The sequence below is a fragment of the Peristeroidobacter agariperforans genome (assembly GCF_004138335.1).
Lineage (GTDB): Bacteria > Pseudomonadota > Gammaproteobacteria > Steroidobacterales > Steroidobacteraceae > Steroidobacter > Steroidobacter agariperforans.
In genome coordinates this window covers 33904-60344 of record NZ_RYFW01000003.1, presented here as the reverse complement: position 1 = coordinate 60344, position 26441 = coordinate 33904, and the positions used below count along the sequence as shown (strand labels likewise).

The window sequence follows — 26441 nt, the reverse complement described above, 5'->3', positions numbered from 1 at the left end:
GTTGGTGCGAAAGGAGGGACTCGAACCCTCACGGGGTTACCCACTGGAACCTAAATCCAGCGCGTCTACCAGTTCCGCCACTTTCGCGATCCCCGCCCCGGCTCACGCCCACCCACCCCCACATATATAAGGTATGAGTTATGGGACATGAGGCTTGGGCCGGGTCGGCCTTTGGCCGACCCTCCCTCGCGGGGCCGCGGAGTATACCCGAGCAGCCTCTGCCATTCGAGAACGCCGGAGAACGGGGTCGAATTTGGGTGGATTGGGGGTTCCCACCCGGTCGGAAGGACTCAGACAAACCCGGCGACGCAGGCCATGACCTGCGCCGCCGGAGAGATCACGAAGCGCGCAGGTTCTCTTTGAAGAACTCGATAGTGCGCTTCCAAGCCAGATCCGCAGCTTCCTTGTTATATCGCGGTGTCGTGTCGTTGTTGAACCCGTGCTGCGTGCCCGGGTAAACGAACGCTTGATACTTCACACCCGCCGCCTTCAACGCAGCCTCTGACGCGGGCCACGCCGCGTTGATGCGCTCATCCGTCTCCGCGAACTGAAGTAACAACGGCGCCTTGATCTTGCCCGCCTCTTCTGGCGCGGGCGGTGTGCCGTAGAACGGCACGGCCGCAGCGAGGTCTGGCACGCGAGTGGCGAGGAAATTGGCAACTCCGCCGCCGTAGCAGAAGCCGGTGACGCCGACCTTGCCGGTTCCTTGCGGCAACTTCTTCAAATAGTCGACCGCCACGATAAAGTCCTCGCGCGTCTTCGCTTGATCCAATTTCTGGAACTGCTCGCGCGCCTTGTCTTCATCGCCGGGATAGCCGCCGAGAGGAAACAACGCGTCCGGCGCGAACGCGATGAAGTTCTCGAGCGCGACACGACGAGCTACGTCCTCGATATGAGGATTCAGACCACGGTTCTCATGCACGACGAGCACGGTGGGCAGCTTGCCTTTCGCAGACGCCGGCTTCACCAGATATCCACGCAACTTTCCGTACCCTGGCGCAGGAATCTCCACGTACTCAGCCTTGATGCGCGAATCGGTTGGCGCAATCTGCTGCGCCTCGGCGAATTTCGGATTGAGCGCATCGAGAATCGCCGCGCCGCTCATGCCAGCGACCGCATACGCAGACGCGCGGTCGATGAACTCGCGTCGCGAGATCCCGCCGTGCACGTATTTGTCGAACAGCTTCCAGACTTCAGGCGGAAATTTTTGTGCTTCGTTGTTGCTCATGATGCTGCCTTCACCTCGTGGGCTTGAGTCCTTCGCGACGTTCTATAACACACTTCAGTGTTGGGCCGCGGCCTGCGCATTTTTCTGCTGTCCGGCCGGCGCCCTGGGCGCAATCTTGGTGAGCTTGCCGCCCTCTTGCTCATAATTTTGCACGCCGACCCGGCCGACCACGTTGAAGCCCTTGGCGGCGAGCAAGTCGCCTGCCCTGCCGGCGCGGCCCGAGTGGTTGGAGACGGTCACGATCTTCCGATCCTTGGGAATCCACGCCAGGCTCTTTTCCAGATCCGCCGCCTGAATGCTGAGATAAACCGGCAGGCCGCCGATCGTCGTGAGCTCATCCGGCCGACGCAGGTCGATGATCAGCAACTGCTCCGGCTGAGCCAACAGTTGATCGAACTGTGAACGCGTCAACAGGGGTGTCTTCGACTCACCTTTGCTTTGAGCAAACGCGACCGACACCACCAGGCTCACCAGCAGCACGGACCAGGAACGCAACGAGAACGAACGTGACAATCGCATGACAGACTCCAGCGGATGTAAGAAACATTCGCTCAGTCTAAGGACCCCTCACGCACCAGCGTGAGAGGTAACAATGCATTTACAGATAACGTTTCCGAGGAGGCCATGACGACATTCGCAGTTACAAATGGGTCACGTCGAGATTTGGAAAAACCGCGCCGCCCCCCGGGACGATCAATCGTCAACCACCACGTGCGAGCCGACCGCACCGCGCTGCCAATAACCCGCCGCTTTCACCCAACGCTTGTCGAAGCCACGCCCTTCGACGAGATATCGACGAATCGCACGCACCGCTTGCGTCTCGGTCGCCGCCCAGGCGAAACAACCTTGATTCATGATCGGCAGGTCGTCGAGCGCGCCGAGTAGGAACTCACCTGTCACTGCGTTCGGATCGGTTCTCCGCACCCACACCACTTGCAGGTTGGCGCGGCTTGACAGCGGCAATTCAAAACCAGGCTCGACCTCGGCAACGACCATGGCGCTCGTGCTCGCCGGCAGCTCTTCCAAACGACGAGCAATGGCCGGCAGTGCAGTTTCATCGCCAATGAGCAAATGCAGGCCGATGCCGTCAGTCGAAATGATCGACGAGCCTCGCGGACCGCCGACGCCGAGCACGCTGCCGACCTTCGCATTGGCCGCCCAAGTCGTCGCAGGGCCGTCGTCGTGAATCACGAAGTCGACCACGAGCTCTCCAGCGGCGGCATCGAAGCGGCGTGGCGTGAAGTCGCGCATGACGCGATCCGACGCACCTTCGGCGCCGGGCGGCGCAAGGTTGAGCTGACCGTCCGGCCCTGGAAAGATCAATTTGACGTGATCGTCGAAGCCGAGCGCTGCAAAGCCGCGCAACTCGTCGCTCTTCACGATGACGCGCTTCATCTTTGGCGCAATCATCTCGACGTGCGATACGGTTGTGTGCCGCATGCGCACCTCATGCCGAACGCGAGTGATGTTGGGCAGATTACTCATTGTCTCTTCCTTGTGAGATTTCCTCGGCAGCAGCCTCGATGATTCTGCGCACGCGCTCAGTCTCCTCTTCGGTCCAACCGCCGCGATGAAACATCAGCGCCGCGCGCAACGTGTGCATGGCGTGATGGAGATCTTCCGGTGGCATCTCGCCTGAAGCGGCGCGCGCAGCCATCGCCATGCGCTTTTTAACGCTGGTCAACATGGCTTCGTTCTCGCGCAGATACTTGCGGCCTTCATCGGTGATCTCGTACAGGCGCTTGCTGCCTTCCGTCGTGGTGGAGCGAACGTGCCCGAGCTCCTCGAGCAGGGTCAGCGTGGGATAGACGGAGCCCGGACTCGGCGCATATGCGCCCCCGAACTTCAGCTCCAGCTCTTTGATCAGCTCGTAACCGTGGCGCTGCTTCTCTTCTATTAAGGAGAGCAACATCAACCGGAGGTCGCCGGGCCCGAACCTGCGGCCACCGCCGCCGCCTCGTCCGCCGCGACCGCCCATCGGCCCACCGAAGAACATGCCGCGGTGTCCACCGCCACCTCGTCCGCCGCCCCAATGCCCGCAACGATGGCCGTGAGGATGGTGACCGTAACTCTCGCCCCATCGACCCCAAAAAACTCTGTGAAACATGGGCTTACTACCTTTTATGGCTCTTGAGTGGTGCACAAACGATATATCGTTTAGATGTATCTTTCAAGAACATCTTTTGAGCGTATGTGCCGTAGGCTTAGCTCGGTGGCAAGATGCGCCTCCTGCTGAGACGGCATCGCCCGATCGTTGAATGCTCACGGACCCGACGTTTTATTTGCTCGCCATCCCCGCGGTGATCCTGCTCGGACTGGCGAAAGGTGGCTTCGCCGGCGTCGGCGCCATCGCCCTGCCGCTGCTCGCGCTACGAATCTCGCCAGTGCAGGCGGCCGCCATTCTGTTGCCGGTACTGGTCGTTCAGGACGCGGTCGGCGTCTGGGCGTTTCGAAAGAACTGGGATCGTGAAGTGCTGGCCCTGATGATTCCGTCCGCGATGGTCGGCATCGTCGCGGCGTACTTCCTGGCAGCGAAAGTCTCTGCAACCGTCGTGCTCGCGGTGCTGGGCGCGATCTCGGTCGTGTTCGCCTGCTATCGCTTGTGGATTTCCCGCGGCGGTCGCGTGCCCGTTTCCAGCAACGCGCCTCGCGCGCTCGGCGCAGCGCTTGGATTTGCATCGGGCTTCACATCGCAAGTCGCGCACGCAGGCCAGCCCCCCTTTCAAATGTGGGTGCTGCCGAAGGGACTGTCGCCTCAGGTCCTGGTGGGAACCACGGCGATCTTTTTCGCGGTGATCAATTTATTCAAGATTCCGGCGTATGTGGCGCTCGGCCAGTTCACGCACGAGAACCTGATGGCCGCGGCGGTGCTGGCGCCCCTCGCGATTGCGTCCACGCTGCTCGGCGTCTGGCTGGTCCGCCGAGTCAACGCCGAGCGCTTCATCACTATTATCTATGTGTTGATGATCGTGGTCGGCGTGCAGCTGCTGTACAAGGCGCTGAGCTGAATTACTTCGCCGCTGACGCCGTGGGCTGAGACGTATTGATCAACGGCGCCACGGACATTCCGGCCGGCAAGATTACCGTGCTGGCGTTGTCGCTCTCGGCGAACTTCAACAGTGCTTGATTGGCCTCGTGCTGCAGATACTCGCGCGTGAGGCTGCCCGCGATGATCCTGTTCGACTCGGCAATGCCGCGAGCTTCGGTCACTTTGATATCTGCTTCCTTCTGCGCGATCTGCGTCTGCACTTCCATCGCTTCCAAGCGCTTCTGATTCGCGACGGCGTTGCGGATCGACTCCTCGATCGACGGATCGGTGCTCACCGCTCGCACTACGACGCGCGTGACCTTGAATACACCCGGATCAGACTCCTCGAGCTCCGCTTGCATGTTCTGGTGCATGGCGTCACTGAGCTCTTCGCGACGTGTGTGCATGATGAGCGAATCGAGCTTGGCCACTTCTTCGTAGGCGGTATTCCGCGCGACACGTGCGACCAGTCCATAAGCCGGCACCATGTAGCCTTCGTCAGACCGCTGCGACTGCCCAGCATACTTCGCATACAACTCGGCAATCGCGCCCGGCTCGGCGCGATAGTAGACGGTGATATCCATATCCCGCAGCGAGAGGTTGTCGCGGGCCTTCGGTGTGAGGTCCGTGAGATCGAGCGCCACTTCCTTCGCCGTGAATTCATCGACACGCGAAATCAGCGGCCACTTCATGAACACGCCCGGAGTCACCTCGTCCTGATCCATGACGCCGAGCGTGGTGCGCACTCCGACGTTGCCCGTAGCAATAGTGCCGAAAGAGCCGCCGGTGAACAGGACTAGCAAGGCGACTATGAGGAACAACGGCCCGAGCTGACGGAACACGGCGGTGTTGGGGTTATCGAACGACAAGATCAGGCTCCGGCGACTCCATGCCAGGATTGGCGAGCGGAGCCTAAACGGCCGCGATACGGCGCCGCCGTGATTGGAGTCACGAGGATGGCGGCCTCGGGCGCCCGACTCGGCCAGCCAAAGCCCACTGGTCTGGGAGATATTTTTACGCCCGATCAGTGCGTTAGGCTCACATTGACGGGTTGTAGTAGCGAGCTGACGCGAAGCTGTTAACATGCGCGTCCCGTCGGGGCATGGCGCAGTCTGGTAGCGCATCTGCTTTGGGAGCAGAGGGTCGCAGGTTCGAATCCTGCTGCCCCGACCAGTTCACTTTATAAATCAGCAACTTATCCCGATTCGAACCTGCGGTTTTGCGGAGTCGTCAGGTCATATCGAGCATCACTCGACTCGGAAGCAGTCCGTGGGCACTGTGCGCAACGATCGGAAACGAACCCGTACTTCCATCGAGTTGTTGTTTCCCAGTCTGCGCCCGTGCAGCGCTCTCTTAGTTGCCGCCGAGAGCTTCCTTTAGAAGCTCTTATCCATTTTCGACGTGCTTCGAAACTATTCAGCGCCTCAAGCTTCTACTTCTTTCGGAGCATCGCCGCCGTAGTGGACCACTCGCTCCGTTCGAGATCATCCCCTACCTACGTCCTGAACCGCTGAATGCCTCTCTGACAGATCGCGCGATGGTCGAAGTCAACCGCGGCAGATCGAACATCCGGCGAAGCGACCATCCACGATCAGATCTCCCTTGGTTCCGTTGATCTCAAGTTGGTAGTTGGTTCCACGTGATAATCCGCCGCGATAATGTCGTGGCCGCAGCACTCGAACTCGCTCGACCGAACCCGCCTCCTCGCCCGACATGGATCCCGAGTGATTTTCTCACGCACCACAAGGTAGCCGCATTCACCGACATGCCTGCGTGGCTGCCAGAGGGCGGTGAGATGGGCGGTCTGCATCTGACACGCGTCGACCGCGCACTCAAGGCCGGGCTGCAGATCTCACCGCTGCGAAAGACTACCCGTGACACCCTCGCGTGGCATCTCGCTCGCCCTGCGGCTGAACGAGAAAAGTTGAAGGCAGGCATCGACAGTGAGCGCGAACGTGAAGTGCTCACCGCGTGGCATGCGAAAGATCGCGGAACACCGGGGTGATATTGCAGCGATGCGACCGTACGGCCGCCTTCACTCGGAGCGCTGCGAGTCCGTCATCGCTGACTAACATCCGGCTTTGCCGCGCAGTCTCGCGCTCGGCTTGTCCCATTTCGCCGCATGGCATCGGCTCGATCCCCGCCTTCACCATGATTTCCTGCAGCCGAGAAATGCTGACCTGCGCACGGGCGCTGACCGAACCTATTAACTTCGGCAGCAGCGACGATCCGCACGAAGCCGCGCTATCGCGGCCTTACCGGTTGGAATACTTTCTACAGGTGGCCAAATCTTTGTGAGCATTGCCGAGCGTAATTCTCTTGACGATTTCTGTCGATGTTGCGGTCCCTCGTTCGTCGAGTAGTCGGAGCAACTCGATTAAGGGGAAAAACGGTGTAGCTCAGAAGTTGGCCGAGATTGAAACTCACGAGCGGAGAACCATGAGCAAAGTATTCGTCAACATTGGACTTAGCCTCGATGGCTACATGGCACCGGAAGGGATGACCATCGAGAATTGGCATCAGCCTGAGCGTTGGGGCGCCAAGTGGGGCGCGCTGATGGCCTGGGCCCTCAATCAAAAGTATCTCCGCGAGATCCTCGAGTTTGGACCCGGGGGAGAGATTGGGCCAGTCAACGACATGGTTCGTTACACCATGGAACGCACCGGCGCGAACATCATGGGGAAGCGAATGTTCGAGCAAGGCGAGATCTCATGGCCCGAGGAAGCTCCCTTTCACACGCCGGTCTACGTTCTTACTCACGAGAAGCGCGAGCCTTGGATGGTACCTGGAGGCACGACGTTCCACTTCGTCAACGATGGCCCGGAGAGCGCCCTTGAGCAGGCTAAGGAGTCTGCGGGCGATCGCGATGTTCGCATCTCGGGCGGCGCGGATGTGATCCAGCAGTACTTGAACCTAGGTGTCGTCGAGCAGCTGGAAATAGCTTTGGCACCCGTGTTGTTCTACGGCGGGCGGCGCCTCTTCGAGAACCTACGCGAGACCGGCCCGCAGTTTCGCATCGACAGCGTTCTTGATGATCCAGCCGCCACACACCTGCGCTACGTGCGTCCATGAGGCGGTCTAACGCCTGGGCCGGCTGTCCACTTCCGCTGTGAGTCGAATAGCGTTCCATGAGCAGGCATACGTGCTTGCCAAGGGCCGCCCTCAGAAACCGACTTGCGGGCTCGACGACGCGCAGCCGCGGGAGTACAGCTGCAACGTCGTGCATCCCACCATTTCGACTTGTTACTACAGTCGTATTGATTTCCAATACGATCGTGCGTATTCTGGTTGCCATGGCTAAGATTTCCTTGCGAAACGACATCGTCGCCGCCGGGCTGCGCACTATGTTCCGCACCGGCTTCAATGGCTGCGGTGTGCGGGACATCGTTGCGGAAGCCGATGCACCGCAAGGCTCATTCACGAACCATTTCCGTTCGAAGGAAGCCTTCGCGGCAGAGGTACTCGAGCTATATTTCGAGCACGTCAAAGCAATCGTCAGGGAAACGTTGGAGGACGACAGCCGGCCTGCGCGCGAACGGCTGAAGCGCTATTTGGATGTCATTACACGGCGCTTGAAGGCCGACGGCTGCACGCGCGGGTGCTTGATCGGCGACTTTAGTGTGGAGGTGGTGCAGCAAAGCGAGTTGCTGCGAGGGAAGCTACAGGCGATCTATGCCGAGTGGCTGAAGCCTTTTGCTGCATGCATTGCGGAGGCACAAAAGGCAGGTGAGCTCGCCACCGATTTCAAACCCCTGGATCTTGCTGACTTTCTGATTTCGTCGTGGGAGGGTGCCATTCTTCGTATGAAAGTTGAGCGTAACTCGGCACCGCTCGAACGGTTCAAGCGCATCGTGTTTCATACCATCTTCGCCGAGCGAGTTGAGCGATGACCGACGACATGACGTTGGCAAAATGTGATGTGCTCGACGCATCGATGGCCTATCGCGAGCTCGGCCGGCACGGTGACCCGGTCGCACTGTTCCTGCACGGTAACCCGACTTCGTCCTATATCTGGCGTCGCGTAATGACCGAAGTTGCACCGGTCGCGCATTGCATTGCGCCTGATCTGATCGGGTTCGGACAGTCCAGTAAACCCGCCTGCGAGTACCGGTTCTTCGATCACGTGCGTTACTTGGATGCATTCATCGCGAACAGAGGCATCGAGTCTGCTTACCTCATCGCGCAGGATTGGGGAACCGCGCTGGCCTTTCATCTCGCGGCACGGCGTCCGGAGTTCGTGCGAGGGCTGATCTTCATGGAGTTCATTCGCCCGATGGCGAGTTGGCAAGACTTCCATCAATCACAGTCTGCTCGCGATCTTTTTCGCAGATTCAGAACACCCGGCGAAGGCGAGCAACTGATTCTCGAGCAGAACGTGTTCATCGAGCGCGTACTGCCCGGCTCGATCGAGCGCCAACTCACCGAGGCGGAGATGGCTGTCTATCGCGCGCCATTCCAGACGCCCGAATCGCGCCGGCCGATCTGGCGTTTGCCAAACGAGCTGCCGATTGCAGGCGAGCCAGCGGACGTTTGGCAGACGCTGAGCGCCGCTCACAGCGCGCTTGCGGGCTCCGATTATCCGAAGCTCCTGTTCGCTGCAGAGCCCGGTGCCCTCGTATCACGCGATTACGCCGAGCGCTACGCAGCGAGCCTCAAGGGATGTCGCCTCGTGCACTTGGGTCGAGGTCGTCACTATCTGCAGGAAGATCATGGCACGACGATCGGCCGTGAAGTGGCAGCATTCATCTCCACAGCGTGAGCCTCTGGAATCTACTCGATTTTCGTGGTCACCACGGACGCGGGATAGCGACTAGCGCTTCACCTTCGATCATTCAGTGAAGTTTCGCCGCTTTTCGGTCGACACTCCTTTTCCAGTCAATTCGGAGACCATCACTGGTCACGCACGACTCCCTGGCGGACGTTCGTTGCCCTGTCGATTTCTGTCGATTTTGCGGTTCCTCGTTCGTCAAGTAGTTGGAGCAACTTGATTAAGGAGCAAACCAATGCGTTTTATGATGCTGATGATCCCCGGCGGATACGCGTCCGCGGCGCCAGACAACATGCCCAGCGCCGAGGGGGTTGCGGCGATGATGAAATACAACGAGGAGCTGAAGAAGGCCGGCGTGCTGTTGGCGCTCGAAGGCCTGCATCCGCCAGCTTCCGGGGTTCGGGTCAGCTTCAAGGGTGGCAAGCCGACCGCCGTCGACGGTCCATTCGCCGAGGTCAAGGAAGTGTTGGGGGGCTACTGGATGATCGATGTGCGTTCACGCGAAGAGGCGGTCGAATGGGCACGCCGCTGCCCGGCTGGGGACAGTGATGTGATCGAGATTCGCCGCGTCCATGAGGTGAGTGAATTCCCCCAGGAAGTCCAGAAGATGGCGGAAGATTTCAGCAAGCTCACGGGGTGAGTGCCACAGGTGAGATTGACGCAGTCTGGCGCATCGAGCAGCGGAAGCTCGTCGCCAGGCTGGCCCGCTTACTGCGCGACGTCGGCTTAGCTGAAGAGATTGCGCAGGATGTATTTGTGCTGGCCTTGGAGTGCTGGCCTCGTGAGGGCATCCCGAGCAACCCGGCCGGCTGGTTGACCCAGGTCGCCAAGAACCGGGCACTCGATCGGCTGCGCCGCACTTCGCTGATCGAAGGCAAACACCGCGAACTGGCGATCGACTTGGCCGAGCTGGAATGCGAGACGCCCGGCATCGATACCACTCTCGACGAAGACATCGACGACGATCTGCTGCGACTCATTTTCACCGCCTGTCATCCGGTACTCCCCGCCGAGCAACGCGTCGCTCTCGCTTTGCGTCTGCTGGTCGGAGTGTCGACGCCTGAAATCGCGCGCGCATTCCTGGTGCCCGAGGCCACCATTGCCCAGCGCATCGTACGGGCTAAACGGACCTTGCGTGATGCTGCCATTCCGTTCGAGACCCCGCGCGGTGCAGAGCGGCGGGAACGCCTCGGCGCCGTCCTTGAGGTGGTCTATCTGATTTTTAATGAAGGCTATGTCGCGACGGAGGGCTCGCATTGGCTGCGCGCCGATCTGTGCAGCGAGGCTTTACGCCTGGGGCGCTCGCTGGCCGCGCTGATCCCGGGGGAATCGGAGGTGCAGGGACTGGTGGCGCTAATGGAGTTGCATGCCTCGCGCTTCGCCGCCCGCATCGACAAGGCAGGCAATCCGATCTTGTTGCTTGATCAGGATCGCAGTCAATGGGATCACTCGTTGATACGTCGCGGCCTCGACGGCCTAAACCGCGCGATGGTCCTGACGCTGACACCCGGTCCCTATGTATTGCAGGCAATGATCGCGGCCAGCCATGCCCGAGCGGTGACTGCTGCCGACACCAACTGGATCGCCATCGCCGCCCATTACCAAGCACTCGCCTTTGTGGCGCCTTCGCCCGTCGTCGAAATCAATCGAGCGGTGGCGGTCAGCATGGCTTTCGGACCTGCCCAGGCCCTCGCCGTCGTTGACGCGCTGAGAGGCGAGCCGCGATTGAAGGGCCTGCATCTGCTACCCACAGTGCGCGGTGATTTGCTGGCGAAGTTGGGCCGAACCGCAGAAGCTCGCGCCGAGTTCCTCCGTGCCGCCGAATTGACCGGCAACGACAGAGAGCGAGCCGTGTTGCTCGCTCGCGCCAACTGCAGCATGCGAGGAAGTGAGGTGATCTCCATCGAGCAAAGATTCACATGAGGATGCCTAAGTGAAATTCGTCGTACCGCCGTCGATCGTGACCATCGCGCTGCTATCGGGCTGTGCCACTGTTGCGCCATCGAAGCCCTCTGCCCCTCCCCAATCGGTGATCGAGGCCAAATTCGCAGCCGTCAATCGACATGCCCTCGACGAGATCGTCAATCTCTATTCGCCCGAGGCGCAGATCACCGCATCGGACTTCTGCCAACCGCGGCACGGACGCGAGGACGTGCGGCGTACCTACAAGGCTCTGTTCGACGCATTTCCCAACATCAGCGTGGAGGTACACGAATATGTCGTGCAAGGCGACCGTGTCGCCGTGCGCGTCAACATCCGGAACAAGCCGCCGGGCTTCGCGTTCGACGTGCCGATCATGAACTTCTTCACTGTGCGCAACGGGCTCATCGAGAGCGACGAGGGCCGGTTCGACAACGGTGGGCGTCGCTGCTCACCGTAGAGCCTCACCGCTATCGGCGGGTCCGCCCCTGCAATCCGACTCGAATCGGCACTGCAGAACATGTGTAGCGCTAAGTCACCTCACGCGTATCCGCATCCGGGCTGCAGGAACAGCGTGTAGCCCTTCAGCGGAATTATCTGCATCCATTGAACGCCACCGAGCGCTCAGGAGCGCTGCACCGGCCGGCTGCTTTTGCCCCCAGAGCGGTCACCTTCAATTTTCGAAAGCGCACATTGCGAAATTGCAAACGCGCTAAGCGGACCATCGCCGCCGATGTGCCGCGAGCAAAGGTGCATTACTTTTGCGAGCTGGAACCAGTGACTTGTCAGGCGACATCAATGGCAGCGCTCTATCGTAACGAGCATGCCTCTCTCGACGGAGGCGGATCCGGTGTGTCGATTCGCTGCACCCCAGCTAATGCATCGCCAAGCGGCCTTGGCAGCACTGCGATGCCCATGCTTCGCAGGCACATCTGCGCCTGAACGGTTCGGCTCGTGCTTGTGAAGACACGCCGTGAAAGCGGGAACTTATCAAGTAGCCAGGCGACATCAGGAAAGTGGGATTGAGCCGTATTCATGAGAATGAGCCCCACTGATGCCGGATCGGCCTGAACTGCACGTGCGGTTTCGGCCGAGCCATAAAGCCGGTATGGCATTCTCATCAGGCGGCGCTGAACAATGTCTGGCTCGCTAAAGGGGCACGATACGAAACGCTACGTCGGCGTCACGACGTGAAAGATCGAGTAATCGGTAGCTCGCGATCACCTCCGGCACAACAGCTGGGTGACGGCGCCCCATTCGGCCAGGACAGGAGCCAGAACATAGCCAGCAAACCAATCCGCTGACGATATCCGCAAGATTCCTTCGAGGCGTTCGTGGTTGCCGGCCAGGCGACTTTCCATGGAGAGCGCAGAATTTTCCATGGATTCCGCTAGAGCCAGCACGGCGTCGCCGGCGTCTGTGAGCACGAGTCCGTCCTGCGTCCTGCGGAAGAGCGGCTGTCCTGCTTCATCTTCGAGCGCCTTTATCCGGCGACCCACCGTCGAATGGCTCACGCCCAGGCTCCGGGCGGCCTCGCCGAAGGATCCGCCGCGGGCTACCGCCAGAAAAATTCGAACGTTCGCAACGGACCGATTCTAGCCGACAGGCAGAGCTCTCCTGGTCACCGCACGCGTACACGCACCGGCAATGCAGGAACAGCGTGTAGCGCTTCACCCCGTGCAAGCCGTCCATCCCATGAGAAACGTCGCCGATGCCCAAGCGCACCTAGAGCTCGAGCATGCTCGAGGCAAAACAGTACTGAGCGTTTCTAGTTCCGCCCCACTTTGTCCTTATGGAGCCGCCATCGGCGACGCGCGTATGCTGCTGCGGCTCCTTGAACTGCTATGTTTCCTCCGACCGGATGCCCCGTGTGAACCTCGGATTCGAGACGTGCGGCAACGCAACCCTCATCGTTTATGACCGGGGGATCCCGGTGCTCGTCACGGATCCTTGGATCGAAGGTGCTCAATACTTCGGATCCTGGGTACTGCCGTATCGCTTCACCGAGCAACAGTTGGCAGCGTTCGCATCGACAACTCATGTCTGGGTTTCACACGGCCATCCCGATCATCTCAACCTCGAGTCTCTGGCGGCGTTCCGAAACAAGACGCTGCTGATACCGCGCCACCAGGGTGGGCGGATCCTCCGCGACCTGGGCGAGGCCGGTTACCGTGCTCACGAGCTCGAGGACAACCGCTGGCTGCAAATCTCGCCGCAAGTCAGCATTCTGTGTTTCGCCGATTGGAATCAGGATGCCGCGCTGCTGATTGCATTGGGCGAGGATTGCCTGGTCATCAACCTCAACGACAGCTCGGCGCTCGGCACTCGGGCGAAGCTGCTGGCGCAGGCGAAGCCATTCAAGCGCCGGTTCGTATTCAATCTGTTCAGCTACGGCACTGCAGACATGATCAACTTCTTCACGGAAGAGGGGCATCGGATCGAACCGCTGCAGGGCGAGAAGAAACCCCTGGGATATGCATATACGGCGCTGCTAAAGAGTTGGCAGGGCACGCACACCGCGCCGTTCTCGTGTCATCACGTATTCGGGCGGACGGACTCGCGCTGGGCGGCGAACTATGAAACCCCGATCGAGGCCCACGGCGAGTGTTTCAAGCGCGATCGCGGAACGTTTATCCCCGGATATTTTTCATACGATGTCGGCGCGGATCGGATCACCGAGACTTCGATGGAGCCGGTGCCGAGAGTATTCCGCGAGCCCGCGGAGTTCGGCGACGACTGGTCGGAGCCGCTCGATCGAGACGACATCGCAGCGGTGCGCGCGTACTTTCAGAAGTTCGAGCATCTGCGTCGGAAGTTTCAATTCATCAAGGTGCGGGTCGGCGGTCAGGAGCACTGCGTCGATTTGGGCGGCCCGAAAGGTCGCGGCATCACGTTCGAAGCGCCTCGTCACTCCTTCATGACCGCGATCCAGTACGAAATATTCGATGACCTGCTGATCGGCAACTTCATGAAGACGGTGCTGCATGGCGGAGTGCGCAAGCTCTACCCCGACTTTACGCCCTATGTGGCCAAGTATGGCGACAACGGCCGTGCTTTCAGCATCAGCGAGCTAGATGCCTATTTCCGAGGGTATCGCAACGCCTCGGGCTTTCAAGGCTGGCTCGACCAGGTCCGCATAAGCTCCTCCCGCAAGCTGCGCCGGCAGGTCCTCACTGCGTTCAACTCAGCGAGTCCTGCCCTCTACCGAATCGCACGTCAAGGTTACAGACGTTTTCTTGCCTGAGGGCCAAGCAGCGTCCGCTGACCATGAAATGAACCGTTCGATTCGCAGCAGCGTCATACCACTTGAGCGCTAAGCTCATCACACGATCATCATAGGCACGGCCGCCACGTGGATTTCGCGGTCAGTGAGATGCACGGTTCCGCTGAACCGCTGCCAGACGAGTCACGTGTCAGCTCATGCAACGGCTATGGCTGTAGCGGCATGTCGATCTCGCGACTGGTTGTATCGCATACCTGTGGTAGTGGTTAGACTGAGCGCCTGGCCAGAAGGGATCTGCGCGATTTCAGCCACGCAGATCCCGGCGCGGCAAATGTCGGGATGAGATCACGATGAAGCGCCCTACTACGACGATACTTTTTACGTTGACTAGTGCAATGTCGGGTGCTTGCCTCTTTGTGCCAGGCGTCGATGCTGCTAGCGGCTTTAGCCCTGAGGCCCTGCAAACGGCGTTTGGTCAGGCGAATGATCTGAAGCTCATCATGAGCGTTGCAGGCATCCCTGAGGATGGACAGCAAAAACTGCAGACGCTCTTTCGACAGCAGGCAGCATCTCCAACCACGATCCCTCTGGCAGAGATTGGTATGGATTGGTCCTCCAGTGACGCGAAGATCCCAAATCTTCCTTGGGGACAACACAGATTTACCGCGGTATCGGACTCGCTTATCGCCATTGTCTTCGTCACAGGAGGATCGGACATCAGGTACAACGTGATACTCGCACCCCGCCACTCTCCTGATTTCTGCTTGTTCAACATCCCTTCACTTCACGAGAGCAACTTACGACTATCCGTTGTGCAGGACTATCTTCGACCCGACCGAGATCAGACGATCTCGAGCACGCCAAAATGCGTGATGGTACGCGGCGGCAATGATGACTAGTCCGCGCCCTGCGATTCCTTCACGCAACCTGACAAACGGATCATCCCTAGACAACTCCTTCGGGCCATCGAGATGGGCCGGACGAAGCTCGATATGTATCCGACGTCGTACCGCTGGGCTAATTGCGCGCGTCACTCGCCCGTCAGGCGTGACTTTTTCTGATCACTCTATGCGCCTCCTTTCGACCAACGTCTTCCATCTTGCAAGGCCAGTGCGGGCCGCCATCCACGATGGCGGCTACAGGTGATGGCGTAGTGCTTGAAAAGTCCACACTCCACCGAGTCTCTCCCGGCAGCGGGCCATCGGTCCCTGCTTTGCCTGCCGTCGTGAAGCGCCGAACAGTTTCGGGATTGCTGGAGAAGCGTCACACGCGACCCGCAGGCGTCCGCCAACGCAATCGATGCCATCCTGCGCAGTGAGCGGATGGAACACGGCCGCGCATCCACGAGCTGCCTTCACCGCTTTCCCAACTTCCCGATGGCGTGATGGTGGTCGCCGCAGGATCGGCGTTTACGCTCGTGGCCGGAGCTACCTACCGATGGACGAATGAAGGCTACGCCCCAGCCGAGCGGCTCCATCACATCGATGGACTGCTGACCCCACCCTCGACGCTCAGGACGCTGGCATGCGGTTACCGAGTGGTGTTGCATCCCTCGATCAACCGACGGCGGTAGTTGGCGAGTTCGACCGCAAGGCGCGGCTCGGCCTCATCAACTCATGCGCCAATTGACTTGCGGTCCGCGTATCCCTGCGGACAATACGCTGCGCCCCGCCCATCGCCCGTCGTTACCAGATGAACCCTACCGCCCCCGCCTCCGCTACGCTGCTCCCTGCCGATGACGTACTCACCTGCATACGTGTTCTGCGCGAGATCGAAGCCAACCGTTCGCATCTCACACAGCTCACCCGTGAGCAACGCCGCGAGTTGCTGACACTGGCCGGCCTGGTCGCAAAACCTGAGCGTCACGACTTGGTGAAAATGGCCAAAGCGTTTCGTAAGGCCGATCGGTCCGCGCGCAAGGAGCAGGACCGCAAGGTCGTCGAACAGACCGGCCTGCGCACCCAGCGGCGCTCCTCAGTCTATACGCCGCTCTGGCTACCGCCACCAGAGGGGGCTGCGTCGGTCGATGCGCCCACGCTGAATCGCGAGCGCAACTGCTATGTCTGCAAACAATCGTTCACGACACTGCATCGCTACTACGACTCCATGTGCCAGACGTGCGGCGACTTCAACTATGCCAAGCGTGAACAGACAGCGGATCTGAGCGGCCACTACGCACTCGTGACCGGTGCGCGAGTCAAGATCGGCTATCAAGCGTCGCTGAAGCTGCTGCGGGCCGGCGCGCACGTGATCGTCACGACACGGTTTCCAATCGATGCCGCCCATCGATATTCCCAGGAAGCCGACTTCGCGGAATTTCATGAGCGGTTGGAGATCCACGGGCTAGATCTACGGCACACGCCGAGTGTCGAGCTGTTCGCGCACTATTTGGCGGATCGATTGCCGCGGCTGGACTATATCGTCAACAACGCATGTCAAACCGTGCGACGGCCGGCGAACTTCTTTCAGCATCTGCTGGCTCGCGAAGCGACCGCGTTTAGTGCACTGCCTGCTTCCTGGCGCGGCACGCTGGCAGGTCACGACCAGTTGTGCCGCACGTTGCGAGACTCCGCGCAGCCCGAGGCCGGGTCGCTTCTCTCGATTGCGCACCACAACCCCGCTGAAGGGTTGATCCACAGCGCCGCCCTCTCGCAGCGACACTACCTCGATGAGGACTATCGTGGCGGTGAAACGCTCTTTCCTGCTCATCGTTACGATGAGGATCGTCAGCAGATCGATTTGCGAGAGATGAACAGCTGGCGACTGCGGTTACACGAAGTGCAGACACCGGAATTGTTGGAAGTGCAGTTGGTGAATGCGATCGCACCCTACATCCTGAACGCGCGCCTGAAGTCACTGATGATGCGCACGCCTGGACAGCACAAGCACATCGTGAATGTCAGCGCGATGGAAGGTCAGTTCTATCGAACCTTCAAGACCGACAAACATCCGCACACCAACATGGCCAAGGCCGCGCTCAACATGATGACGCGCACCAGCGCGCCGGACTTCGTGAAGGACGGCATCCACATGAATGCCGTCGACACCGGCTGGGTCACCGATGAGGATCCCGCCGCGCATGCTGCCCGCAAGGCCCAGGAAGGCTTCTCGCCCCCGCTCGACATCATCGATGGCGCTGCACGCATCATCGACCCGATCTTCGTCGGCCGACTAACCGGCACGCATGTCTGGGGGCAGTTCCTGAAAGATTACAAACCCGCGCCCTGGTGAGCCTCACAGGCTCGTTCACGAGCCCGCCTTCAAGGGCACCTTCGTCGACACCCAAGCTGTCATGGGGCGATGCGCACGTCACAGGTGAGCGGCAAGGCGTTACCGCGTGAACGACGGTCCGACCTGCCACCGGATGGCAACCTGCGATCGCTTGCCGAGCGCAAATTCAACTGCTTGTGCCTGCGAGACTGCGATACAGATTGTCGATGCAGGCTGGCAAGTCGTTGGCCCCTCAGCCACGGTGGCGAGCGCTCTAGAGCTGATCGAAGCTTCGACAATCGACGGTGCGGTGCTGGACATCCATGTTCGAGACGGAGAGCGATCACTGCCAATAGCTGCGGCACTTCGCGACCGCCACATTCCGTTTTTGTTTGCGAGCGGACATGTCTCGAAGGAGCAGCGACCTCTAAGGCTACGCCCTCTGCATCATCTGGCGAACCGTGAACGCTGCCGCACCGTCGCAAGCGCGCACGGCGCAAATCTAGGAATGCACGCTCTCGTACGCCACTAAACGAGACCTGAGTTTCGCGATCGCGGCTCCCAACTCCGCACGGGCGCTCGGCGAAGCTGGCAACTTCCGCCTGAGAAGCTGATCCGCGGCGTCATGAGCCATGCGCGCCTTCTTGTAGTACTTTCGCTTGGTCGCGTGGTCGCGGGCGTGGCTGGACAGGTCCATGAACTCGAGGGCGCGCCGAAGATCCTCTGCGATGGATTCGTTGATGCCTCGCTGGATCACGAGTAGCTCTGGAGTGTATTGCATTCGTCTTCTCCAGCGGCGTTGGCGGCGACAAGCCAACAAATACGCAAGCCATTTCTCCACGATAAGAATCGACCACCAGTGTGCGCGTTTCCGCCAGCTTTAGATACACAAATATATTTGGAACCTGCGTACGCTCAACTGCGCACTGATCGCTGGGGATCGGGTCAGCCGCTACTTTGGCCGATAGCTTTTGTTACGTGCCTCGAATGCGCGGATCTCTCGTTCCGCCTCGCTACGGTTGATGCCGTAAACCTCCTGGATCGCGCTGAGCAGCGAGGCTCGCTTGCCCGCGATCGCTTGCAACTGCTGCCCATCGAGCTTCAGCCAGCGCGCCTTCACCGTACCCTGGAACTGCGCCCAGTTGTTCTCTACCAAGATCCAATCCATATAGTCATCTCTGCTCGAAGAAAGAGGGCGCGCAGCCTACTACCGTTGGCAAGCACGTCCCAGCAGACTTGGCGTAGCCGGCCGCCTACGGCGCGATTTATTGATCTGTCTGTATCTATTTATACCGGCAGGGCGCACACTGCTTCGAGATTGCGGAGTCATCCGCATTCAGCCGGTGGCAAGAATCTCCGGCCACCACCCGCGCAGCGCTGCGTGTCGCTCGAGACGTGGCCGAGCTTACCCTCTCCTCGCGCGCTTCCTTTAATGCCGGAGACTTCATGAACATCTTCAGATTGCATTGGGGCGTCGATCGCGCGCCAGCCCGAGCGAGCGGAATAGCTCGACGGCCTCCCGCAACAATCCGACGAATCGATCTCGAAAGCATCGGAACTTCCGCAGGTCTCTGGACCATTCCCTCAATCTCTAATGCGAACATCGCTTCGCAGAGCCGCGATGATTGGCGCCACCGCGTGCTGGCGGCACGAGGCGAGCAGATTCACAGTGCAAGCCTGCATCGGAACGAGCGCAGCGCCATAGCAATCCTCGATGCGAGAGGCATCGTGATTTCCTGGCACGACAACTTGCCACGTGCCCGTCCCTACGATCCTGGCGTCCTGAGCCGCCATGTGTCGCAGTTCTATCTGGCTGATGATGTTGCGTTACACGTCCCCGCTCGCCACTTGGCGATTGCAGCTGAATACGGCGTGGATACGCAGCGCGGTTGGCGACGCCGGCCCGCCGGAGAAATATTCTGGGGAGTGACCATCATGCAGAGCATCCTGCTGAGCGACGACGAACTGCTGGGGTATTCGCACGTGACGCGGTTCGTGCGCGCGCCGGCACAACATCTCGCCCGCCCACTTCGAGCAGAACTACAGCACGCGACAGATCTCGCCATACCGGCGTAGTGCGACGACATGAGCTCGCAGCAGCGCAGGAATCAGCAGGAGACAGTGCAAGCGGGCACCGTCGTGGAGCTGTCCAGAACCAGCGGCGATGAACTGTTCATCTGCTCTCTGGCAGACTGGAATTTCATCCGCGATCTCGGCCGCACGTTCGGGTGGCACCCCGCGGGAACCACCTACCTGCCCCAGCAAGGCGAGCGCGCGCGACTCAACCCGATCAAACATGACTATCACCCCGGCGACAGTCAGGACAGCAAGCGTGTCGAAGTCGATGACTGCGCACAATGGGTTGCTGCGCTGGATCGAGCGAGGCGGTCGCCGTTCATCGCAGGTATGCTCCGAACGCACGCCCAATTGCAGGGTGCGAGCGGGACGCTCGCCGAGCAATCGTTGTATGCACAATTGCAGAGCTTCAGCGAATTTGCGCGTCGCGGAGCATTCACGATCGCGTTCAGAGATTCGCAGTAAGCACGGCCCGGAAGAAAATCGAGCGCGCGCGTCAATCAGCATGTATAGTGACTTCGGCTCGTAACCTTTCTCTTTATCTTAGTCTGGTCACCGCCGCCCGGCGCTTCTCGACCACTCGATCTAAATCGAATCGTTCTCGAACCTTGCAGGCAGCTTCATCGACGCTGTCACGTCTACCAACGTTCTTTCGATTCGATCGAACGCATTCTTTGGAGAGTTACGAATGAGCAAGATATACGTTGGCAATCTGCCCTTTTCCGTCACGGAAGACAGCTTACGCACGCTGTTCTCACAACATGGCGTGGTCGAATCGGTTGCATTGATCAATGATCGCGACACCGGCCAGCCTCGCGGATTCGGATTTGTCGAAATGCCTCGCACCGACGCAGCACGCGCAATTCAGGGCTTGAACGGCCAGGACATGGGCGGCCGCGCACTCAAGGTCAATGAGGCGCAGGACAAACCTCGTGGCGGCGGCAGCCAACGACGCTGGTGATTCGGGATGGCCCGGGACTTCGGTCCCGGGCCATCGCTCATAGGCGAAGTGCAGGGCCCGATGATCAAGCTTGAAACATCGTCGATCGAACAGCCTTTCCGCATCGATGAGCTCGTTCGCGCACCCGCGCCGGACGGCAGCGATTCGATGTGGCATCGATATGTGATTTCCCAAGGTACGAATACCATTGCAGGACTGCGAGCAGGCAAGCACGTTGACGTACTCTCGCAAGTCGAAGCGATGGTCGAGCGTTTGAATCAGCGCCGCATGGGCAAGAGACCGAAATGACGACTCCTTGATCTCGGAGCGTAGCTCCTACGTTGGAGCACCGGCTTCGGACGGTACGGACCGTGCAACTCTGCGACGCTGTTCCTCGCGCACCTGAGCGACTGTCAGGCGAGTCTGGGTAGCGATTACCGTGAGCAGCAGGTGGTCAGGTGTGCGTGGCAGGCGCAAGGCATGCAGCCGCTCCCAGATTTCGATGCGCTCGCGCGGTTCCTTCCCGGGCGATGCCTGATGTTCCAGCTCGCTTTCCCGCAGCGCCGCGCGTTCCTGCTCAGCTCTTTGAACTTGCAGGCGGCGCTCCACGGGACTGTCATGGAGAATGGCGGACGGCTGGTAAGGATGTCTATCGAAAGTCATCGTCGTACTCCTCTGCGCTACTTGTTCCTATGCTGCGCACCCCCGACCATAGAGCAGGCCGACCGTGGTGACTGCAACAAGCAGTAGCTCCATGCAGTGTGCGCGCATCCACCGCGTTTAGATAGGTGAATATTCTGTAGACCGCGTTCTTGGCGCCATTTCCGGATTCCACAGGGCGTTCAGAAAAGAGCAGCCGCCGTCGAGAAAATCGCGCCGCTGAACGTTTTATGTATCTATATGCGCCAGCCAGGCGCATAGTGGCCTCAGCTCGGCCCACCGCTCACTCCGGCCCGACTATCGCATCCGCAATGACACGGCGGCGGCACCCCTACCGTCTCACTCAAGCGGAGCTATCCATGCTGAACCACCTATCGCGCCGACTGCGTCATGTACTGAAAGCGGCCAGTCGCTCGATCTCCGTATCTCTGGAATCCCAGCGCACGCGCCAACACCATCACTTCCGACTGCCGATCGTAGCCATGACTCGCCGGCATCCTGGACCGCAAGCCTGGGCGCAACGCCTGTTGATCAGGCAAGGTACCCGAATGCATGCGACCAGCCTGGAGCGTGGTGACCATTGTTCTATCGCCATACTGGACAGCCGCGGGATGGTCGTCGCCTGGCACGACAATCTGCCTGGTGCGGCAATGTTCGATCACAGAGTCATCGGCACTCACGTGTCACAGTTCTATCCTGCAGCGGACGTGGCGCTCCAGCGAGCCGATCGGCAGCTAAAGATCGCATCCATTCTCGGCGCGGATACCCGCGAGGGATGGTATCGCCGCGCTAACGGTTCGGTCTTCTGGGGCGTTACTGTGATCGAGGCGCTGCAGCTGAAGAACGGAGAACTGCATGGCTACTCCCATGTGACACGCCACTCCAGAGATCCTCGTGGATGCGGCCACATGACCGCGGGGCGCGTCTCACGACAATTGTTCATGTGCACTGGTGTAGCGGCGGTTGCGTGAGATGAAGAATGCGTGTGAAGCGTGCTGTAAAGTCACCAATCGCTCGCCTTACCCGATGCTGCATCCGGCGCGAGCCCGCATCGCGCGCGGTGGCGAGCTTTTCGGGAATCGATGAGATCGGCCCCAGGAATATGGGGGCCCTGCGTCGGCTGGATCACGAACGATGGCGTCGGCTGTGGACGGAGCGCTAACGTCCTGCCTGCACGGGATCACGCACGTCTCGCTCTGTTCGCTTTCCAGGGATGGCTGCCATGTCGGTACCGAGCTCAGCCATGAGTTCCTGCTTGCGGCCCGCTAGTTCGACCCCCATCGCCTCCAGGTCCAGATCGCTGTCCTGAAGCAGAGGAAACAGTTCTGTTTCTTCCTCTTCGACGTGGTGTTTGACGTACTCGCCCAGGACTGTCACGGTCGCCTTGTAGAACTCGTCGGTGGCATCCATGTCCTCGAGCTTGACGATCAGGTCTTTGACGGTCGCATGTTCGACGGCGGCTTCGTTGACCAGATCCACGTCGTCATCCTCGAGCAAATCCTTGGCGGCGGGATAGAGAATCTCCTCTTCGATCTGCGCGTGCACCGTGAGCTTGCGGCAGATCTGCTCCGCCAGGCCTTGCTGTTCGGCTGTGTCGGCGGATTCGAACGTGTCGAACAGCTCAGCGACCTCTCCATGTTCCGCCGTCAGCAGCTCGACTGCATTCGCAGCCGCAACGGCTTCCTTCGCTTGCGCTTGCGGCTTCGACTTCTGACTCGACTTCGACTGCTTGACCACGGGCTGGCTCCTGAATATTGGCTGGCCTATAGAAAGGCGAGCGCGGCGGAGTAGTTCCTGAATAAGGCCCCCGGGCGACGATTAAAACAGCGTTCGACTGATCTCCTGCGCGGACCGCGCCCGACCGACAGCGGATTACTACAACGAAATAAATGAGCCGCTGCGCTAATACTCGAGGAACAAACATCTACTCGAGGAACAAACATTCGGCCGCGCCGCCAGTCAGTGCGCAGCAGGAACTTCGTCTCTTGCCGGCCGTTAGTCCGGCTCACGGGAGGTTCTCCATGCGGTCATCTCGATCTCAGCCATCCGCGAGGACCTCTCCATGTTCAAGCCATTTTCATTTTCGACCGCACTACTTGCCGGGCTCCTCACAGTCACCGCAGTGAATGCGCAGACGACCGAGTCGGCAACCAAGCGCGAAGCGGCCGACAACACCAGGTCGAACGCGACAGACCGGAACACGGATGCGAAGACCCCAGTCGATCAATCGAACGACAAGGACGCGATTGAAGTGACCGCCGGCATTCGCAGAGCCGTGCTGGACGACAAGTCGCTATCGACGTCAGCGCACAACATCAAGATCGTTACCGATGGAGATGTCGTAACCCTGCGCGGGCCGGTTGAGAGCGCCGACGAGAAGAAGCGTGTGGAAGCGCTGGCGATGAAGGCAGCGACAGGCAAGCAGGTACGCAACGAGATTTCCGTTGCTCGCTGAGCCGAAGCCGCACCTGAATTTTTTTAATCATCGAGGAATCTTTATGAAGAACGCAGTCTATGGCATTGCCAGCACCCCTGAGCAGGCCGAATCCATTGTCACCCGGCTTCAATCCTTGGGCATCGAGACTTCCGACATCTCGGTACTCTTCCCGGACAAGGCAGGCACACGCGACTTCGCCCATGAAAAGAACACCAAAGCCCCCGAGGGCGCGACGACCGGCGGACTCGCGGGTATGGGCGTCGGCGGCACCCTGGGACTGCTCGCAGGCATCGGCGCGCTGGCTATTCCCGGCGTCGGACCTTTGATAGCGGCTGGCCCCATCATGGGTGCCCTCAGTGGCGCGGCCATTGGCGGCGCAACCGGTGGACTCATCGGCGCCCTGGTCGGACTGGGCATTCCTGAACTGGAGGCCAAGCAGTACGAAGGGAAGATTCGAGCAGGCAATATTCTGATTTCGGTGCACACAGAGAGTGGCGACGAACGTTCGCGTGCCAAGCGAGCGCTCGAAGAATCCGGCGCAACCGACGTGAGCTCCACGAGCGAAGCCAGCGTTCCCAAGGACTCACGCGCCTCTGCGAAAGTCGTCAGGCCGGAATTCAGCGGCGAGGTGACGCGGGGTTCCAGCGACGTGGGCGTCACCGGTGCTGATGAAATCGACGACGGGCGCGCAGCGACCAACAGCGACCGCTCGGCTATTCCGACGAGCTCGACTCGACGCCCGCTGTAAAACAAAACAACGATAACCAAAGTCGGAGCGCCAGCGCGGCGCTCCGACTGCAGTTATGTTCCGATCACTTGAGTTGCATGTCGTTCTTGACGGACGTGACTCCGCTGACGTTGCGCGCCACCTTCACTGCAGCGTCCATATCCTCGCGTGAGCTCACGAAGCCGCTCAGTTGCACCACGCCCTTGAACGTTTCGACATTGATCTCGGCAACTTTCAAGCCGGGCTCGCCCAGAATGGCCGTCTTGACTTTGGCGGTGATGACGCTGTCGTCGATGTACTCCCCCGTCCCCTCCTTGGTCTGCGAGGACGCGCAGCCGAGAGAGGTCATCAACAGGAAAGTAGCGAACAGTGCGCTGAGAGACTTGACTACGTACATGGAAGGACACTCCCGACAGATGTGAAATGAAGGCACTGGTCGCGATGTGACGGATCTTTCGGCCAGCCACCAGGAGTACGAGCTTGCGCTCGCCCGCAACTGACGTCGGTGCGCAACCGTACATAGATCGGCGCTGACGCTCGTAATGTTCGCTAGCGCACCGAGCATTCAGCTGCGACGGAGGAGACTCCCAGAGGCAAATCCGGAGGAGCTCCCATGGATGCCGTTCATTTGACTCACGTAGCGCTCGCGGAAGTAAAACCCGGGTCACTGCTTCTCATCGGGCCGACCGACACCGATGTCGAGCAATATTTCGCCCTCGCCGTCGACGGCGCCGGGGAGCCCTCCGCGGTCCGCCTGGTGTCCTTCCGGGCCGATCGTGGCGCCCTGCGGGCAGTGCAAATCGAGCTTTCGCCCGTACAGAAGCCCGAGCGCCTGGTGCTGGATCTGGGACGACAATTTACCCTCGAGCCCAATCTATATGAGCAAGTCCGGACCGATTTTCGTGAGCCGTCTGCGCTCAAGCCAGGTGACTTGCTCGTACACGGCGCACAACAGCTGCTGGTGGTAGCGCAAGCGACAGAGACTCGGCCGCTGGCGGTTGACCTGGCCGGCGCAGAAGTGATCGAGCTATCGGTGGCATCGGTAGCGGTCATCACCCACTGGAACATCTATGTTCGTAACGCGGACGGTCAGAGAGTTTGCCTGGTCGATACCAAGTCTCACAAACAAGCGAGCACGCACTGATCTCGCGAGTGCGATCGTCCGCTTCCCGGCCGTGACCACGCCTTCGTTCGGCGTCGGGCGCAGCCTCTATATGAAGTTGCGCGCCGCGGCTCGTGCTGCCCTTTTGACTTTCTTCGCCGCACGCTTCTCCTCGAACGTCTTGGTCGGCTTTTTCTTCTGGTCTTTTCTTCGATCCTGGCCTTTGCTCATAGGTCACCGCTTCGATCGTCAGCACATTGGATGTCAATCATTGACGCAGGCCGCGCCGTGGAGATGAAAGCCCTTGTCGCATTTCCAGGCGTCGCCGGAGTAATCCAGGTGAGCATTCGCCGGCACTCGGACCGCAACGCAAGCGGCGCCCTCCCGGCGGAAGCCACGATCACATTCCCAACTGCTTCCAGCGCGTGACAGGAATGCATTCGCCGGCAGCTCGATGGGCACGCAGGCCGCCTGCGAGGACTGGAAACCGGAGGACTGGAAACCACGATCGCACTCCCAACCCGGACCGTATGACGAGTCGACCGAGTGCGCGTTGCTGGGAACCTCGATGGCCACGCATTGGCCTTGCGCCTCGCGATAGCCGCGCTCGCATCGCCATCCGCTACCGAATGAATCATCGAGATAGGCATTCTGCGGCACTTTGACTGCAGTACACGCATCGTTCATCCTGAGGTATCCCCGGTTGCACCGCCATTCATCCCCCGATGCATCCAGGTAAGCGTTCGCCGGCACGGCGATACGCGAACAGCGATTGGCGATCCTCTCGAAGCCGGTCAAGCATTCCCAGCCATACCCGGAGCCAGTCGTCATGGCGTTATCCGGCGGGGCTTCCGGCGCTTCCGCGAGGGATGGGGCAACGAAGGTCGTGAGCGCAGTCAGCAGCATCGCCAGCAAGCTTCTGCGTGTCGAGCGCATCGCAATCCCCGCAATCGGCTTGAAAGCCATTGAATGCTCCTGAGACCGGACCGCAGTGTGCGTTCAGTGCAATACAGTGTCGGTGCGCTAACGAACATAGTCCGCGACGGGATCGTCACCGGTGCAGCTCTCTAAGTTCGCTACCGCACTGACGGTTGGGCAGGCTAGCGTGCAAAGTCGCCGTTT

The 26441-nt window shown here is 60.1% G+C and carries 29 protein-coding genes, 2 tRNA genes and 2 pseudogenes; 20 read left to right on the top strand and 13 right to left on the bottom strand.

The annotated features are described in order from the left end of the window. Window positions 1–2: 2 nt before the first annotated feature. The 5 genes from EK373_RS22420 to EK373_RS22400 form a co-directional block, all read right to left on the bottom strand. Window positions 3–87: transfer RNA gene (locus tag EK373_RS22420), tRNA-Leu, on the bottom strand. A gap of 250 nt (window positions 88–337) precedes the next feature. Then, window positions 338–1228 (bottom strand): dienelactone hydrolase family protein, encoded by an 891-nt coding sequence (locus EK373_RS22415; RefSeq protein WP_129646138.1) that lies wholly within the window; start codon window positions 1226–1228, stop codon window positions 338–340. 54 nt (window positions 1229–1282) lie between these two features. After that, window positions 1283–1747, bottom strand: coding sequence for a rhodanese-like domain-containing protein (locus EK373_RS22410; RefSeq protein WP_129646136.1), 465 nt, complete (start codon window positions 1745–1747; stop codon window positions 1283–1285). Between the two features lie 174 nt (window positions 1748–1921). Then, a complete protein-coding gene (locus EK373_RS22405) occupies window positions 1922–2713 on the bottom strand; it encodes a siderophore-interacting protein (RefSeq protein WP_129646134.1) in 792 nt (263 codons plus the stop codon). Beyond that, a complete protein-coding gene (locus tag EK373_RS22400) occupies window positions 2706–3335 on the bottom strand; it encodes a PadR family transcriptional regulator (protein ID WP_129646132.1) in 630 nt (209 codons plus the stop codon). The genes EK373_RS22405 and EK373_RS22400 overlap by 8 nt, the downstream gene beginning before the upstream one ends. 151 nt (window positions 3336–3486) lie before the next feature. On the opposite strand from EK373_RS22400, the gene EK373_RS22395 reads away from it, so the two are divergent. After that, window positions 3487–4236, top strand: coding sequence for a sulfite exporter TauE/SafE family protein (locus EK373_RS22395; protein ID WP_129646130.1), 750 nt, complete (start codon window positions 3487–3489; stop codon window positions 4234–4236). Between the two features lies 1 nt (window position 4237). Here EK373_RS22395 and EK373_RS22390 read toward each other — a convergent pair whose 3' ends face one another. Continuing rightward, complete coding sequence (locus EK373_RS22390) at window positions 4238–5125, bottom strand: SPFH domain-containing protein (protein ID WP_157994487.1); 888 nt, start codon at window positions 5123–5125, stop codon at window positions 4238–4240. Between the two features lie 227 nt (window positions 5126–5352). Here EK373_RS22390 and EK373_RS22385 point away from each other — a divergent pair. The 8 genes from EK373_RS22385 (at window position 5353) to EK373_RS22350 (ending at window position 11404) form a co-directional block, all read left to right on the top strand. Then, window positions 5353–5429: transfer RNA gene (locus tag EK373_RS22385), tRNA-Pro, on the top strand. 490 nt (window positions 5430–5919) lie between these two features. After that, on the top strand, window positions 5920–6261 hold the full coding sequence (locus tag EK373_RS22380; RefSeq protein WP_198683551.1) for a hypothetical protein: 342 nt from the start codon (window positions 5920–5922) through the stop codon (window positions 6259–6261). A 434-nt stretch (window positions 6262–6695) separates the two neighbouring features. Then, window positions 6696–7328 (top strand): dihydrofolate reductase family protein, encoded by a 633-nt coding sequence (locus EK373_RS22375; RefSeq protein WP_129646124.1) that lies wholly within the window; start codon window positions 6696–6698, stop codon window positions 7326–7328. Between the two features lie 221 nt (window positions 7329–7549). Next, a complete protein-coding gene (locus EK373_RS22370) occupies window positions 7550–8146 on the top strand; it encodes a TetR/AcrR family transcriptional regulator (RefSeq protein ID WP_129647329.1) in 597 nt (198 codons plus the stop codon). Further along, complete coding sequence (locus EK373_RS22365; RefSeq protein ID WP_129646122.1) at window positions 8143–9015, top strand: haloalkane dehalogenase; 873 nt, start codon at window positions 8143–8145, stop codon at window positions 9013–9015. Before EK373_RS22370 ends, EK373_RS22365 begins: the two co-directional genes overlap by 4 nt. 244 nt (window positions 9016–9259) lie before the next feature. Next, window positions 9260–9664, top strand: coding sequence for a YciI family protein (locus EK373_RS22360; protein WP_129646120.1), 405 nt, complete (start codon window positions 9260–9262; stop codon window positions 9662–9664). Next, window positions 9661–10947, top strand: a complete 1287-nt coding sequence (locus EK373_RS22355; protein ID WP_129646118.1) for an RNA polymerase sigma factor — start codon at window positions 9661–9663, stop codon at window positions 10945–10947. The genes EK373_RS22360 and EK373_RS22355 overlap by 4 nt, the downstream gene beginning before the upstream one ends. A 10-nt stretch (window positions 10948–10957) precedes the next feature. After that, window positions 10958–11404 (top strand): nuclear transport factor 2 family protein, encoded by a 447-nt coding sequence (locus EK373_RS22350; protein WP_129646116.1) that lies wholly within the window; start codon window positions 10958–10960, stop codon window positions 11402–11404. A 367-nt stretch (window positions 11405–11771) separates the two neighbouring features. Here EK373_RS22350 and EK373_RS34385 read toward each other — a convergent pair. After that, window positions 11772–12515, bottom strand: a pseudogene (locus EK373_RS34385) (LysR family transcriptional regulator); the annotation flags it as partial. A 299-nt stretch (window positions 12516–12814) separates the two neighbouring features. On the opposite strand from EK373_RS34385, the gene EK373_RS22340 reads away from it, so the two are divergent. The 3 genes from EK373_RS22340 to EK373_RS22330 all read left to right on the top strand — a co-directional run bounded on the left by EK373_RS22340 (window position 12815) and on the right by EK373_RS22330 (window position 17398). After that, window positions 12815–14188 (top strand): MBL fold metallo-hydrolase, encoded by a 1374-nt coding sequence (locus EK373_RS22340; RefSeq protein ID WP_129646114.1) that lies wholly within the window; start codon window positions 12815–12817, stop codon window positions 14186–14188. A gap of 329 nt (window positions 14189–14517) precedes the next feature. Then, a complete protein-coding gene (locus EK373_RS22335) occupies window positions 14518–15066 on the top strand; it encodes a hypothetical protein (RefSeq protein ID WP_129646112.1) in 549 nt (182 codons plus the stop codon). Window positions 15067–15859: 793 nt separating this feature from the next. Further along, complete coding sequence (locus EK373_RS22330; protein ID WP_129646110.1) at window positions 15860–17398, top strand: SDR family NAD(P)-dependent oxidoreductase; 1539 nt, start codon at window positions 15860–15862, stop codon at window positions 17396–17398. Window positions 17399–17879: 481 nt separating this feature from the next. Here EK373_RS22330 and EK373_RS22325 read toward each other — a convergent pair whose 3' ends face one another. Then, complete coding sequence (locus EK373_RS22325) at window positions 17880–18158, bottom strand: hypothetical protein (RefSeq protein WP_129646108.1); 279 nt, start codon at window positions 18156–18158, stop codon at window positions 17880–17882. A 171-nt stretch (window positions 18159–18329) separates the two neighbouring features. Continuing rightward, the gene (locus EK373_RS22320) at window positions 18330–18545 is read right to left on the bottom strand and encodes a CsbD family protein (protein ID WP_129646106.1); all 216 of its coding nucleotides are present in this window, start codon (window positions 18543–18545) and stop codon (window positions 18330–18332) included. Between the two features lie 470 nt (window positions 18546–19015). On the opposite strand from EK373_RS22320, the gene EK373_RS22315 reads away from it, so the two are divergent. The 4 genes from EK373_RS22315 to EK373_RS22300 all read left to right on the top strand — a co-directional run bounded on the left by EK373_RS22315 (window position 19016) and on the right by EK373_RS22300 (window position 20702). Next, window positions 19016–19453, top strand: a complete 438-nt coding sequence (locus EK373_RS22315; RefSeq protein ID WP_129646104.1) for a hypothetical protein — start codon at window positions 19016–19018, stop codon at window positions 19451–19453. 9 nt (window positions 19454–19462) lie between these two features. Next, window positions 19463–19918, top strand: a complete 456-nt coding sequence (locus EK373_RS22310; protein WP_129646102.1) for a hypothetical protein — start codon at window positions 19463–19465, stop codon at window positions 19916–19918. A gap of 223 nt (window positions 19919–20141) precedes the next feature. Then, window positions 20142–20414, top strand: a complete 273-nt coding sequence (locus tag EK373_RS22305) for an RNA recognition motif domain-containing protein (RefSeq protein ID WP_129646100.1) — start codon at window positions 20142–20144, stop codon at window positions 20412–20414. Window positions 20415–20474: 60 nt separating this feature from the next. Beyond that, window positions 20475–20702: a hypothetical protein gene (locus EK373_RS22300; protein ID WP_129646098.1), complete on the top strand. Its 228-nt coding sequence runs from the start codon at window positions 20475–20477 to the stop codon at window positions 20700–20702. A 27-nt stretch (window positions 20703–20729) separates the two neighbouring features. On the opposite strand, the gene EK373_RS22295 is transcribed toward EK373_RS22300, so the two are convergent. After that, the gene (locus EK373_RS22295; protein WP_129646096.1) at window positions 20730–21056 is read right to left on the bottom strand and encodes a hypothetical protein; all 327 of its coding nucleotides are present in this window, start codon (window positions 21054–21056) and stop codon (window positions 20730–20732) included. Window positions 21057–21601: 545 nt separating this feature from the next. Between EK373_RS22295 and EK373_RS22290 the strand changes: the two genes are divergently transcribed. After that, window positions 21602–22024 (top strand): hypothetical protein, encoded by a 423-nt coding sequence (locus tag EK373_RS22290; protein WP_129646094.1) that lies wholly within the window; start codon window positions 21602–21604, stop codon window positions 22022–22024. A 187-nt stretch (window positions 22025–22211) separates the two neighbouring features. Here the strand turns inward: EK373_RS22290 and EK373_RS22285 are convergent, their stop codons facing one another. Continuing rightward, the gene (locus EK373_RS22285) at window positions 22212–22790 is read right to left on the bottom strand and encodes a hemerythrin domain-containing protein (protein WP_129646092.1); all 579 of its coding nucleotides are present in this window, start codon (window positions 22788–22790) and stop codon (window positions 22212–22214) included. Window positions 22791–23115: 325 nt separating this feature from the next. On the opposite strand from EK373_RS22285, the gene EK373_RS22280 reads away from it, so the two are divergent. Next, the gene (locus EK373_RS22280) at window positions 23116–23508 is read left to right on the top strand and encodes a BON domain-containing protein (RefSeq protein WP_129646090.1); all 393 of its coding nucleotides are present in this window, start codon (window positions 23116–23118) and stop codon (window positions 23506–23508) included. A gap of 43 nt (window positions 23509–23551) precedes the next feature. Next, a pseudogene (locus EK373_RS22275) lies at window positions 23552–24064 on the top strand (DUF3341 domain-containing protein); the annotation flags it as partial. Between the two features lie 238 nt (window positions 24065–24302). Here EK373_RS22275 and EK373_RS22270 read toward each other — a convergent pair. Continuing rightward, window positions 24303–24614 (bottom strand): BON domain-containing protein, encoded by a 312-nt coding sequence (locus EK373_RS22270; protein ID WP_129646088.1) that lies wholly within the window; start codon window positions 24612–24614, stop codon window positions 24303–24305. 216 nt (window positions 24615–24830) lie between these two features. On the opposite strand from EK373_RS22270, the gene EK373_RS22265 reads away from it, so the two are divergent. Further along, the gene (locus EK373_RS22265) at window positions 24831–25361 is read left to right on the top strand and encodes a hypothetical protein (RefSeq protein ID WP_129646086.1); all 531 of its coding nucleotides are present in this window, start codon (window positions 24831–24833) and stop codon (window positions 25359–25361) included. Window positions 25362–25583: 222 nt separating this feature from the next. Here EK373_RS22265 and EK373_RS22260 read toward each other — a convergent pair whose 3' ends face one another. Further along, complete coding sequence (locus tag EK373_RS22260; protein ID WP_129646084.1) at window positions 25584–26285, bottom strand: hypothetical protein; 702 nt, start codon at window positions 26283–26285, stop codon at window positions 25584–25586. Window positions 26286–26441: the final 156 nt, after the last annotated feature.